Source organism: Polaribacter marinivivus (assembly GCF_042651285.1).
Taxonomy (GTDB): domain Bacteria; phylum Bacteroidota; class Bacteroidia; order Flavobacteriales; family Flavobacteriaceae; genus Polaribacter; species Polaribacter marinivivus.
Genome location: NZ_JBHSCY010000002.1, coordinates 423,234 through 436,581, shown reverse-complemented (window position 1 = coordinate 436,581; position 13,348 = coordinate 423,234). Strand labels below are relative to the sequence as shown.

Sequence of the window (13,348 nt, the reverse complement as noted above, 5' to 3'; positions counted from 1 at the left end):
TTCTAATTACAGTAGTTTAGCCATAGCAGCTTTTATTATAGCAATATTTTTTTCTCTATTTGGTTTATCTGCTTTCTTTTGATCATTTACCATATTACGCATTAAATTAATGGCTACCTTATCAAAATTAAATCCTTTGTATTGTTTTCCTTTAACAACCATATCATCAACTACATTTTGTATGGCTTCTGTATTATTACTTTCAGAAATCTGTTTAAATGCACTTTTAAATAAAATTTTAGTTGGCTCATCATTAGATAAAAACATTCCAGAAACAACACTTTTTGCTATAAAAGGTAGTTCAGAATCATCTTTTTCTTCTATAAAAATTCGAGTTAATGGAGTAGCTAATATTTTACGAACTTCATCTGGTAAAGTTTTAGACTTTTTTAAGGCTTTTTCTTTATCTACATAATACATAGACACTAAAGCTCTTCCTAACACTGAATATGATTTTGTTTCTAAAGCTTTTTCAAAAATAGGAATCAACTCAACATCTATTAATTTGCCTAATGTACCAATTGCAGATGCTTGTACTAATGTTTTCTTATCATTATTAGCCATATTTATAATCTTATTTATGGCATCTCTTTTAGAAAATTTGTTAATTAAGTCTATATTTTCTAAGGCTAAGATTCTAATTTTGTATGATTCATCATTTAAAGCTTCTACAACTGCATTAAATGCGTCTTTTTCTTCTTGTTTTTTTACTACTTCTAACAAAGCTTCTCTCCTATGCACAAAATTATCTGCATGTTTTAATTGAAAAATATAGTCGCTTAATATTTTGTTTTCATTTAAATCACAAATTAAATTATTATCAGAATTAATTTGAATTAAGTTTGGTTGACTATTGTAAGGAAATGTAAAAGAAGCATCTTTAGCATCTACAAAAACGGTATGTCTTGTTTTTTTAGAACCTTCAAAAACATCAATAGATATTGGAAATTGAAAGTATCCTGCTTGTAATTGAAATAAATTAACAGTTACTGTTTTTCTTAATGTATTGTAATCGTAAGATACTTGTATATCTGGGTGTCCTGCACCATAAAACCATTGGTTAAAAAACCAATTTAAATCTTTACCAGTTAATTCTTCAAAAACTAATCTTAATTGATGAACTTCTGCAGACTGGTATTGATACTTAGTTAAATATTGTTTTAACCCTTCAAAAAAAGCTTTGTCGCCAACAACTTTTCTAAGCATATGCAAAATGGCTCCTCCTTTATTGTAACTAACCAAATCAAATAAATCTTCTCTATCATCGTAAGTAAATCTTACTAAAGATTTGTTTTTAGCATCTTGTGCGTTTTTATAAGCTTCAACTTGATCAAATAAATGCATCTCAGCATTTACTTTACCATATTTATATTCTCTCCATAAGTACTCACTATAATTTGCAAAAGATTCATTTAATGCCAAATTAGACCAGCTTTCTGAAGTTACTAAATTTCCAAACCAATGATGAAAAATTTCATGAGCAATAGTATTTTCTTGAATATTATTATCTATTAATTGACCTGGTTTTTGATAAGCTTGTTCACCATGAACTACAGCTGTAGTATTTTCCATTGCTCCAGAAACATAATCTCTTACTACAATTTGACTGTACTTATTCCAAGGGAAATCTACACCTAATTTAGTTTCAAAAAAACCAATCATTTCTGGAGTTAAACCAAATATTTCTTTGGCATAAGGTGCGTATTCTTTCTCTACATAATAATCAACAGGAATGTTTTTGTAGTTGTCTTTTATGATTTCAAACTCACCTACTCCAATAAATGCTAGATATGGGGCGTGTTTTTTTTCTAATTTCCAATAATCTGTTCTATTTTTTCCTTTTTTTATTTGATTGATTAATGCTCCATTAGAAAGTGTAACATATTTATTAGGTACTGTAATTTCTATTTCTTGCGTCATTTTTTGATTAGGAGCATCTATTGTAGGAAACCATGCACTATTAGCTTGTGTTTCTCCTTGTGTCCAAATTTGTGCAGTCTTATTTTTATCAAAGCCATCTGTATTAATAAAATAAAGTCCTTTAGCATCTGTTATTGCTTTACTACCTCTATCTTTTACTTTTTCTGGTTGAGATAGGTATTTTATATAAAGGGTAAATTCTTGGTTTTTGGTGTATGTTTTTGGTAAAACTATTTCTAAATCAAAATCGTTGTATGTAAAGTTTAGGTTTTTCTCATTTAGCTTAACTTCACTAATTATCATTGTATTAGCATCTAAAACTACTTTATTAGCATCGTAATAATGTGGTTTTAGTGTAACCCAAGCTTCACCATTCATAGTTTTATCAGAAAAATTAAAATCTACTTTTAATTTTGTGTGTACTAAATCAAAAATTTTTTCTCTTTCTGGTTTATAATTATCAGGAGTTTGTGAAAAAATACTGCTGTAAAGCAGTGTGAAAAATATAATTACTAAATGTTGTAACTTCATAAATGTCTCTTTCTTGAGGCTCAAAAATAATAAATAAGCTTATAGATGTTGTTAATGCATGGTTAAATTCAAAAAACGTACCAAAAAGAAATAAAAAAAGCTGTAATTCTAAGAAAGAATTACAGCTTATAAATTACTTGTAATAGTAATTATTGGTTAAATAGATTTGCGAAATTTTTAAATGAATCGTTATTAGCATCCATTTTTACACTATTCATCATTTCAATAATTTGTGCAGGATTCATATTATCTCCTAATAAACGAGCAACACCAACACCTTGTTGATCACCATAGCCAAAAGCAATTACTTCATCTATAGCATCTGTTTTACCTGAGTAATAAATACTAACATTCATTCCTTTCATTTTCATAGACATCAAACTTTTATAATCGTTATTGTCTTTAAAAATGTTTTTTAGCTTAGACTTTTCAGTTTCGTAAGTTGCTGTGTTATCTTCTGTTTTAGGTAAAAATACAATGTTAATTTTTTTAATGCTTTCCATTGTCTTTTTCACGTCTTCAGAAACGTCAGCATTTGCAGTTAACACAGAACTTACAGGTAGATCTCCAGTATAAAAACCGTCTTTACCACTTGTGTCTACTAAATAACTTTGTAATGATTTCTCATTTTTACAAGAGCTAAGTAATGCTACAAAAAGTAATAAAGTACAACTTGTGATTATTTTTTTCATTTGATTTTGTTTTAGTAAAGTCTAGGTTATTACACCTAGACTTTTATTTTTTTACTTATTGCTTTCTTTTACCATCTTATCTGTAAACTCAGACATCTTATTGATGTCTATATTACCAGTTAAAGACATAACCATAGCTTCAGACATTCCTTTTGTCTTTTTATCTATACCTTTTACAAACATTAAAACTTCACTAACATAATCTTTATTGCCTGTAGCTTTAACATAAATTTTTACACGAGAGTCATCTTCTTTAATTCTAATTAACTCTGTTAATTTTGATGATTTAATTGCATTATTTACCATTTTCTCCATTTTAGAAGCAATTTCTAAATTATCTGTAGAGAACATTTTAAATTCATTTAAATCATTTATCATTTCAAAAGCTTGCATTACCTCATTATCATCTGACTTAACATTTTTGGGTTGAAACTTTTTTAATAATTGAAAAGCATCTTTGGTAACAACTACCATATCTACTCCATCTAAATCTTCTAAACTATCAAAGATTGACTGTGCATTTGATAACAATGGTGTCATCATTAACGCTATAATTACTATTATTTTTTTCATGATTTCTATTCTTAAACTTGGTTTTACTAATTTTTACTTGGTTTTTATTTTAATACTTGGTTTACTTTACTTTCATAAGTATGTAATTGAGCTACAGCTTGTTCTCCTTTTTTTAGATTGTTTGATAAAAGTTGTAATCCTTTACTTACTTGTGCATAAATTTTCTCTGCTTTTTTGCGCTCTTTATATTCATCATATTGTGGCTTACCAATAAATACTGTGAATAAAAGTGCTATTGATGCTGCTACTGATAACCATTTAAAGTTTCTCTTTTTAGATTTCTTAGGTTCTAACTGAATGGTTTTTGTAAACTTTTCATCTTTTATGGTAGCAAAATAATTAAACATATATTCATATTCTTGCAAATGTGGTGCAACATTACCTCCTGTAAAATAGTTTTTTAAGGTAGTTTCTTCTTGCAAAGAAGTTTCTGCGTTTAAATATTTTTCTACTAATTTTTCTATGTTAGCTAACTCCATAGTTGTGTTTTTTAATGAGTTCTTCTCTTATTGTTTTTCTTGCTCTAGATAATGCTACTCTAACTGCTGTTGGTTTCATATCAACCATTTTACAGATTTCATCAAAATCATATTGTTCAATATCTCTTAATTGAATAATTATTTTTTGATTTTCTGGTAAAGCTTCTATCAATTGGTGTACTTGGTTTACACTGTCTTGATATTCTACTTTCTTATCTAGAGACGTTTCTTTTTCTTTATAATTACTGTGTACTAATGTTAAATTACTTGCTTGCTTGCTTTTTAAACGATCATAACAATAATTCTTTGTCATGGTCATTGCAAATGCTTCAACATTTTTATAATCAGCAATTTTTTCTTTGCTCCTCCATAATTTAAAGTATAGTTCTTGAGTAGCATCCTCAGCTTCTTCAGTAGAAACTAATAATCTTTTTGCTAATCTAAAGACCTTGTCTTTAAAGGGTAAAACAACTTTTAAAAAGTCTGATTGATTCATTTTATCTCTTTGTTATACTGATATTTTTTCATCTCTTATATCAGGTTTACATAATTACGACGAACAAGTATTTTATTTGTTACAAGAAAATTAAAAAAATACTAATTATGCTTAAATTGCGTTAAAAATAATAAATCGTTTATTTATAATTTATGAGGATAAATCTAAAGTTTTATTTATTAATTCTAGTTTTTAGTTCAATTGTTAGTTGCTCTAAAGATTATGAAGTTCCACAAGATATAATTGTTCACGATTTTGTTTGGAAAGGTTTAAACGCATATTACTTATATCAAGATCAAATAGAAGATTTATCTGATAGAAGATTTAATTCTGATGAAGAACTAAATACTTTTTTAAGATCCTTCCCAGATTATAATACATTATTTAGTAGTTTACTATTAAGCACTGATAATAGATCTTTACTTTTAGAGGATTATAACACGATTACAACATCAGAAATTAGAACTTCATTTACAAATGGTATGGAGTTTGGCATAATTGCAGACCCCAACAGTACAGAAAACGTAATTGGGTATGTTACTCATATTTTATCAAATTCTAATGCATCTAGCCAAAATATAGAAAGAGGTGAATTTTTTAATGCTGTTGATGGTGTTCTACTTACTAGAACAAATTACGAATCAATTTTAATAACAGGAAGTAATGATTTTACACTTTCTATGGTAAATTTTGATGGTAATATTGCTACCCCAAATGGAAAAACTGTTTCTTTACAAAAAGAAGCTTATACTTATCCTGCAACATTTTTAGAAAAAACAATTCCTTTAAATGGAGAAGATATTGGATATTTAATTTACAATAATGATTTCTCAAAAAATTATCTAGAAAACTTAAATAATACTGCTTTAAACTTTAAAAATCAAGGAGTTAAAAAATTAGTTTTAGATTTACGTTATAATATTGCTTCAGGTGCATTTGCCAGTAATATTGAAAAGTTAGGCAGTATTTTATTAGGTCAGTTTTCTGATGAAGTATTTATTAAAGAACAATGGAATACAAAGGCTCAAACTTGGTTTTTAGCCAACCAACCAGACTCTTTATTAAATCGTTTTTCTACTTTACTTAATCAAAATACAGCTATAAATCATCTTGAACTTACAGACATTTACATCATTTTAAATGGTAATTCATTTACTGGCTCTTCAGCAATTGAATTACTGATAAATAGTTTAGACGCATATATGAATGTACATGTAATTGGTAATCAAACTGCTGGTAATAATACTGGAAGCATTACTCTTTACGACTCAGAAGATTACGATTTTGGTCTTAAAGATGAAAGTCATACAGTTGCGTTACAACCTTTAGTGTTAAGTTTTCTAAATAATAACGACCAAACTTATGATAACGGATTTTCACCAAGAATTCAATTATGTAATAATGAAGCTCCTTTAAATTTAGGTGTTTTAGGCGAAAATTCAGACCCAATATTAAACAGTGTTTTAAATTATATTACAAACGGAAACACAACTTTTCCTGCTTGTAATCAAAATAATTTTGAATTTATTTTTAACAGTATTAATCAACAAAGAACTATAGACAGAGGAGTATTTATTAAACAAGATTTACCAAATACATATTAAAATGCATAAAAAACCCTTTTTTATAATAAGTCTAATTTTCTTATTCTTCTCTTGTGAAAAAACAGATTTAAATTTAAATGACTCTTCAACTAATGATCAAGTTAATTTCTTTGTTTGGAGAGGATTAAACACCTATTATCTTTGGCAAAAAGAGGTTCCAGATTTAGCAGATGATCGTTTTTCTAACCTAAATGATTTGTATAGTTATTTCAGAAATTACAATACACCTAATGATGTTTTTTATGACCTACTTTATCAATACCCAACAATAGATCGTTTTTCTTGGATTGTAGACGACTATGTAGCTCTTGAAAACTCTTTCTTAGGAGTTAATGTTACAAATGGAATGGAGTTTGGCTTAGTTAGGTATTTAGATGATAGGTCTAAATTATTTGGTTATGTAAGATATGTGGTTCCTAATTCTGATGCAGAAGATAAAGGTGTACTTAGAGGTATGATTTTTAATAAAGTAGATGGTTTACAACTTACAGAAAGCAACTACCAAGGATTGCTTTTTGGTTCTGTAACAAATTATACCATCGAACTTGCAGACTATAATTCAGGTAATCCAGTTAGTAATACAACTACAATAAATCTAACAAAATCTGAAATTGAAGAAAACCCTATAAAAATTCAAAAGGTATTTAAAGAAGGTAATAAGAACATAGGATATTTAATGTATAACCAATTTGCAAGAAATTATAATAGTCAACTAAATGCTGCTTTTGATAACTTTAAATCAGAAAATATTGATGAATTAATTGTTGATTTACGCTATAATTCTGGAGGTTCTACAAATACTGCAACGTATTTAGGAAGCATGATTACTGGGCAGTTTAATAATCAATTATATTCTAAAGAACAATGGAATGCTAAAGTAACCAATGCTTTACCTAATGATAGGTTTATTAATAATTTTACATCAGAAATTAGAAGCTTTGATAATTCAGGAAATCTTATTGCCCAAGAGTCTATTGAGAGTTTAGGCTTAAGTAAAGTCTACTTTATTGTTACAGGCAGTTCTGCTTCTGCTTCAGAATTAGTAATTAATAGTTTAAGTGCCTATATAGACGTTAAATTAGTGGGTACTAAAACAGTAGGTAAACAAGTAGGTTCTGTGACACTTTACGATGCAGATAATTGGGCAAAAAACGGAACAAACTTTAATAACAATCATACTTATGCTTTACAGCCAATTGTTTTTGAAATTTTTAATAAAGACAATCAAAATTATCCAAATGGAATAATACCAGGTACAACTTTACCAGGTATACAAATTGGTGAAGATTTTGGAAATTTAGGAGTTTTAGGTGACAGAAATGAACCATTATTAAGCAGAACAATTGAATATATTTTAACAGGTAGTAAAACATTACCTAGAAAAAATTATTCTAATTTTGAAGAAATTTATAATTCTAAATTAGCAAGTCCTGCTTCAGATAAATTATATATAGATTTTAATTCTAGAAAACTAAAAATTAAGTAAATCATTTTTTTATTTCTAAGTTTTCTACATCATCTAAACCTTCATCTATTTCTTTATCTGTTAATACATCTGGTCTAAATTCACTCATTAATTCTTCTTGTTTAGATTTAGCATATTTATAACCAGATTTCCACCATTTACTCATTTTCTTTTCATCAAAAACTAATGAGTTTGTTGTTAAAACAGTTGGTGTATAATATAAATTAAGTTTTACATCTTTATTGTTTGCAGCTAATTTTCCAATAGTAATGTTATGTCTTTCTACATGAGTTAGCATAAAATTAAAAACATCAAATAATAGAGAAAACGGATTTTTAGCAGGTAACCTATTCATTGCATTTACTTCAGTTTCAAGAATAATTGCATCAATTTCTGTTGCTCCTCTTAAAATAGCTTCTCTAATTGGCACTAGAGAACCAAAACCACCATCTGCATATTGTTGTTTATTTTTCTCTAACAAACTCATAAAAGGCACATAATTACAAGAGCCCCAAATCCAATCACAAAAATCTTCGTAAGTACATTCTTTATTGGATTTATACTCAATTTGATTCGCAGTTAAATTAGAAACTGTAACAACAATTTCTTTATCAACTTTTAAAATTTGTTCATACATTTCTTTGGTAATTTTTTCCTTAATTAAACTTCTTAAGTTTTTACTTTCACCAAAAGTCTTTCTTCCGTTTAAAAAATTCCAAAGTGTATTAAAATGGTTTATGCTTACTATTTTTTCTCCAGCTACTTTTTTAATATTAAAAGGGTTATTACTAAAAATTGTTTCTTGATTTACATTAGTATATAAATCTTTTAATTCATCTAACATACCTAATGCTAAATGAGAAACCATTAAACTACCAGTAGAAGTGCCTAAAAATAGATCATAAGTTCTATTTTCTTTCTTCATTAAATATTGTGCAACACCACCTGCAAAAGCACCTTTGCTTCCTCCACCAGAAATAACTAAAGCTTTTTTCATTAACTGGAAATCATTTTTTATTTTCGTAGTATAAAAATAGTTAAAATGAGGGGATTATTGATTTTATTTTGTTTGATGTTGATTCTAGGTTGTACAAAAAAATATGAACCAAGAATTATTGATAACATTGAAATCCAAGAATTTAAAATAGACTCAACAAGTATAAGGGCTATTAAGGTAGTAGATGAACAGACTGTTTACTTTGCAGGTGCTAATGGTATAATTGGTTACACAAAAGATGGAGGCAATTCATGGAATACAAAACAAATTACATATAAAGATTCTATCAAACCCCATTTTAGAAGTATTGCTATGCAAAACAATACCATTTTTGCACTTTCTATAGCAAACCCTGCACTTTTATATAAAATTACAGACAAAGACACTACTATAGTTTATAAAGAAGAGCATCCAAAAGTTTTTTATGATGCCATGCAATTCTTTGATGATGGTGAACATGGAATTGCTGTTGGTGACCCAACAGAAGATTGCATGTCTTTATTATTAACCAATGATTTTGGAGAAACTTGGAAAAAAGTTTCTTGTGATAAACTACCAAAAATTACTGAAGGTGAGGCTTTTTTTGCAGCAAGTAATACCAATATAAAAACATTAGGTAGTTCAGTTTGGATAGCTTCTGGTGGTAAAAGAGCCAGAGTTTTTAGGTCTGACAACTATGGAAAAACATGGAAAGTTTTTGAAACACCAATGATACAAGGTAATGGACCACAAGGAATTTACTCTATAGATGTAGCTAATTTTAAAAGAGGAATTATAATGGGTGGTGATTTCTCAAAACCAAATAAAAACAAAGCCAATAAAGCTATAACAACAAATGGTGGTAAAACATGGTCTATTGTAGCAGATAAACAAAATCCGTCTTATAAAAGTTGTGTACAATATGTTCCTGAAACTACAGGAAAAGAAGTTTTTGCTGTTGGTAAAACAGGTGTTTCATTTTCAAACGATGGAGGCCAAAATTGGAAAGAAGTATCTAAAGAAGCTTATTATGCTATACAATTTGTAGATAAGTATACAGCTTGGTTAGCAGGAGATAAAAAAATTGGAAAATTGATTTTGAAATAAATACAATGATTGATAAAAAAAAGATTACTGAGAGATTTATTAATTACGTAACTATAAATACAGAATCAGACCCCAATAACCCAGCATTTCCAAGTACAGAGAATCAATGGAATTTAGCAAAAATTCTTGAAAAAGAACTTATAGAAATTGGTATGCAAGATGTAGAACTTGATGATAATTGTTACATCATGGCTACTTTACCAAGCAATTTAGATTATAAAGTGCCAACTATTGGTTTTGTTGCACATATAGACACTAGCCCAGATTTTTCAGGTGCAAATGTAAAACCTAAAATTGTCGAAAATTATCAAGGGAATGATATTGTTTTAAACGAAGAACAACAAATTATCCTCTCTCCTAATGATTTTGATGATTTATTACTCTACAAAAGACAAACTCTAATTACCACAGATGGTACTACATTATTAGGCGCAGATGACAAAGCTGGTGTTACAGAAATTGTTTCTGCTATGGAGTATCTAATTCAACACCCAGAAATAAAACATGGTAAAATAAGAATATGTTTTACACCAGATGAAGAAGTTGGTAAAGGAGCTCATTTATTTAATGTAGAAAAATTTGATGCTGAATGGGCTTATACAATGGATGGTAGTCAAATAGGTGAATTAGAATATGAAAATTTTAATGCTGCAAGTGCAAAGATTACCATAAATGGTAAAATAGTTCATCCAGGATATGCAAAAGGTAAGATGATAAATTCAATGCTTATTGCTAATGAATATATTAGTGCAGTTCCATCAGATGAAGTTCCAGAAAAAACAGAAGGCTATGAAGGTTTCTTTCATTTGCATGATTTAAAAGGTGATGTAGAGCAAACAGTTTTAGAATATATTATTAGAGATCATGATTTTGATGTATTCGAAAAACGTAAATACTTGATGCAAAAAATTGCTTTTGATATGAATAAGCAATTAGGTAAAGAATTAATTCATGTTGAAATAAAAAATCAATATTTTAATATGAAAGAAAAAGTGTTACCAGTAAAACATATAGTAGATATTGCAGAAGAAGTTATGAAAGATTTAGATATAAAACCTTTAATTAAACCCATTAGAGGTGGTACAGATGGTTCTCAATTGTCTTTTAAAGGTTTACCATGTCCAAATATTTTTGCAGGAGGACATAATTTTCATGGTCGTTTTGAGTATGTTCCTGTAGAATCTATGATTAAAGCCACAGAAGTAATTATTGGCATTTCAGAAAAAGTAGCAGAAAAATATAGCTAAAAAAAATCTCCTGAAATAAATCTCAGGAGAAAAAGTTATTATATAAAAACTTAATTCTGTTATTCAAGAATTTTAACCCCTACATTAAATTCTGAATAAGTTAAATCAAAATTACAAATAATAAGGTCTATTTAAAATTACATTAAGATAATTCAGGGTTTTTCCCCTTAACATTCTGGAAAAACCCCCTAAAATGTTCAAAATCTTTATCTTTATTATCTGTAGTGTAATAAGGTTCAGAAATTTTTATTTGTTTGTTTTCAAAATCTAAAGTAGCCATAACAATAGGTACTTCTGCTCCTTTAGCTATATAATAAAAGCCAGTTTTCCAGTGCTCTACTTTTTTACGAGTTCCTTCAGGTGAAAGACCTAATCTAAACTCTTCTCTTGAATTAAAAATATCTACAATAGCATCTACAAGTCTGTTATTCTTGCTTCTATCTACAGGGGTACCTCCTAAAGCTCTAAAGAAAAAACCAAAGGGACCTTTAAACAAAGAATCTTTACCTATATAATTAATCATAATACCAGATGCCATCCTTGCTAAAATAGCAATAGGAAAATCTATCCAGCTTGTATGTGGTGCTGCAATAACAACATATTTTTTTTGAGTTGGAAATTCACCAACTAACTTCCATCTTAATACCGTAAACAAAATAAATCTTGCAAATACTTTCATAAATCTTGTATTGTTTACAAATTCATTAATATTGATTAAAAAATTATACTTAAAAGTGATAAATTTAAGGACTTAATTTGATATGATGACAGAATTTGTGGCATACTTTTTTATTGCATTGGTTTTTAGTTTAATAGGTTTTTTTATTGCTAAACTTATACTGAGAGTAAAACTTGAAAAAGAGAAAACTTCTTTAGAAAAAGAAAATTCAACTTTAGAAGAAAGAGTTGTTTTATTACAACAATCTAAAGACATTGTAGAAAATAATTTTATAGAACATCAAAAAGAGTTTAAAGGTTTATTACAAGAGAAAGAAAATCTTATCGTTAAAAATGCGAACCTAAATTCAGATATTATAAATCTTCAAGAAAAACTAGCAGATAATAAAACTGAAGTCAATAAACTTCAAGAAAAATTTAAAAATGATTTTGAAGTTTTAGCCAATAAAATCTTAGAAGATAAATCAAATAAGTTTACTGAGCAGAATAAAGAAAATTTAAAAACAATTCTTAGTCCACTTCAAGAAAAAATTAAAACATTTGAAGATAAAGTAGAAAAAACACATAAAGAAAGTATCGATTATCATGCAGCTTTAAGACAACAAATATTAGGTTTAAAAGAACTAAATCAGCAAATGAGCAAGGATACATTAAATTTAACTAAAGCACTAAAAGGTGATAGTAAACTACAAGGAAATTGGGGTGAATTAGTTTTAGAAAGAGTTTTAGAAAAATCTGGCTTAGAAAAAGATAGAGAATATTTTATTCAGCAAAGTTTTACAAATGATGAAGGCAAAAGAATTTTGCCTGATGTTGTAATTCATTTACCTGATAATAAAAAAATGATTGTAGACTCTAAAGTGTCTTTAACTGCTTATGAGCAATATGTAAATGCAGATGACGAAAGTTTAAAAGAACAATATTTAAAAAACCATGTGGTTTCTTTAAAACGTCATATAGAGCAATTATCAGAAAAAAAATATGAAGATATTTATAAAATAGAATCACCAGATTTTGTTTTACTTTTTATACCTATTGAGCCTGCATTTGCAATTGCTTTAAATGCAGATGATCAATTATACAATAAAGCTTTTGAAAAAAATATTGTAATCGTTACTCCAACCACTTTATTAGCCACTTTAAGAACCATTGATTCTATGTGGAATAATGAAAAACAACAAAGAAATGCACTTGAAATTGCTAGACAAGCAGGTGCTTTATACGATAAATTTCAAGGATTACTTTCAGATTTAATTGGAATTGGCAAACGAATAGATGATAGTAAAAAAGAATATTCTAATGCTATGAATAAGCTTTTTGAAGGTAGAGGAAATCTTATTACAAGTGTTGAAAAGCTTAAAAAGATGGGAGCAAAAGCAAAAAAATCTTTACCACAAAATATTATTGATAGAGCCAATGATGATGATTAGATAATCAAAAAAAATCACTTTCAATTTTAACGCTACACTACCTTTAATTCTCAAGATAATATCTTTTGAGTTAGTAATTACTTCATTTACGTCAATATATACTGAACTTGTATGTTAACTTGCGACTGATAGTTAATTAATATTATTAAT

The 13,348-nt window shown here is 27.8% G+C and carries 12 protein-coding genes; 5 read left to right on the top strand and 7 right to left on the bottom strand.

Going from position 1 to position 13,348, the window contains the following annotated elements; genetic code table 11:
* Nucleotides 1-6: 6 nt before the first annotated feature.
* The 5 genes from ACFOWD_RS10070 to ACFOWD_RS10050 all read right to left on the bottom strand — a co-directional run bounded on the left by ACFOWD_RS10070 (nucleotide 7) and on the right by ACFOWD_RS10050 (nucleotide 4,691).
* Entirely contained in the window at nucleotides 7-2,451 is a 2,445-nt protein-coding gene (locus ACFOWD_RS10070; RefSeq protein WP_377410252.1) for a M1 family aminopeptidase, read from the bottom strand.
* 149 nt (nucleotides 2,452-2,600) lie between these two features.
* Nucleotides 2,601-3,143, bottom strand: a complete 543-nt coding sequence (locus ACFOWD_RS10065) for a DUF4252 domain-containing protein (RefSeq protein WP_377410250.1) — start codon at nucleotides 3,141-3,143, stop codon at nucleotides 2,601-2,603.
* Nucleotides 3,144-3,194: 51 nt separating this feature from the next.
* The gene (locus ACFOWD_RS10060) at nucleotides 3,195-3,716 is read right to left on the bottom strand and encodes a DUF4252 domain-containing protein (RefSeq protein WP_298993243.1); all 522 of its coding nucleotides are present in this window, start codon (nucleotides 3,714-3,716) and stop codon (nucleotides 3,195-3,197) included.
* Between the two features lie 44 nt (nucleotides 3,717-3,760).
* Nucleotides 3,761-4,195, bottom strand: coding sequence for a hypothetical protein (locus tag ACFOWD_RS10055; protein WP_298993246.1), 435 nt, complete (start codon nucleotides 4,193-4,195; stop codon nucleotides 3,761-3,763).
* Entirely contained in the window at nucleotides 4,182-4,691 is a 510-nt protein-coding gene (locus ACFOWD_RS10050; protein WP_298993248.1) for an RNA polymerase sigma factor, read from the bottom strand. Before ACFOWD_RS10050 ends, ACFOWD_RS10055 begins: the two co-directional genes overlap by 14 nt.
* A gap of 152 nt (nucleotides 4,692-4,843) precedes the next feature.
* On the opposite strand from ACFOWD_RS10050, the gene ACFOWD_RS10045 reads away from it, so the two are divergent.
* Together ACFOWD_RS10045 and ACFOWD_RS10040 are read left to right on the top strand one after the other, a co-directional pair.
* Nucleotides 4,844-6,295 (top strand): S41 family peptidase, encoded by a 1,452-nt coding sequence (locus tag ACFOWD_RS10045; RefSeq protein WP_377410248.1) that lies wholly within the window; start codon nucleotides 4,844-4,846, stop codon nucleotides 6,293-6,295.
* Between the two features lies 1 nt (nucleotide 6,296).
* Complete coding sequence (locus ACFOWD_RS10040) at nucleotides 6,297-7,781, top strand: S41 family peptidase (protein WP_377410246.1); 1,485 nt, start codon at nucleotides 6,297-6,299, stop codon at nucleotides 7,779-7,781.
* A gap of 1 nt (nucleotide 7,782) precedes the next feature.
* On the opposite strand, the gene ACFOWD_RS10035 is transcribed toward ACFOWD_RS10040, so the two are convergent.
* Nucleotides 7,783-8,757 (bottom strand): patatin-like phospholipase family protein, encoded by a 975-nt coding sequence (locus tag ACFOWD_RS10035; protein WP_377410244.1) that lies wholly within the window; start codon nucleotides 8,755-8,757, stop codon nucleotides 7,783-7,785.
* A gap of 45 nt (nucleotides 8,758-8,802) precedes the next feature.
* Here ACFOWD_RS10035 and ACFOWD_RS10030 point away from each other — a divergent pair, with 45 nt between their 5' ends.
* Together ACFOWD_RS10030 and pepT are read left to right on the top strand one after the other, a co-directional pair.
* Nucleotides 8,803-9,843 (top strand): WD40/YVTN/BNR-like repeat-containing protein, encoded by a 1,041-nt coding sequence (locus tag ACFOWD_RS10030; protein ID WP_377410242.1) that lies wholly within the window; start codon nucleotides 8,803-8,805, stop codon nucleotides 9,841-9,843.
* Between the two features lie 5 nt (nucleotides 9,844-9,848).
* On the top strand, nucleotides 9,849-11,090 hold the full coding sequence (gene pepT / locus ACFOWD_RS10025) for a peptidase T (protein WP_377410240.1): 1,242 nt from the start codon (nucleotides 9,849-9,851) through the stop codon (nucleotides 11,088-11,090).
* 142 nt (nucleotides 11,091-11,232) lie between these two features.
* Here the strand turns inward: pepT and ACFOWD_RS10020 are convergent, their stop codons facing one another.
* On the bottom strand, nucleotides 11,233-11,769 hold the full coding sequence (locus ACFOWD_RS10020) for a lysophospholipid acyltransferase family protein (protein ID WP_298993263.1): 537 nt from the start codon (nucleotides 11,767-11,769) through the stop codon (nucleotides 11,233-11,235).
* An 85-nt stretch (nucleotides 11,770-11,854) separates the two neighbouring features.
* On the opposite strand from ACFOWD_RS10020, the gene rmuC reads away from it, so the two are divergent.
* Nucleotides 11,855-13,198, top strand: a complete 1,344-nt coding sequence (gene rmuC, locus ACFOWD_RS10015; RefSeq protein ID WP_377410988.1) for a DNA recombination protein RmuC — start codon at nucleotides 11,855-11,857, stop codon at nucleotides 13,196-13,198.
* Nucleotides 13,199-13,348 lie beyond the last annotated feature (150 nt).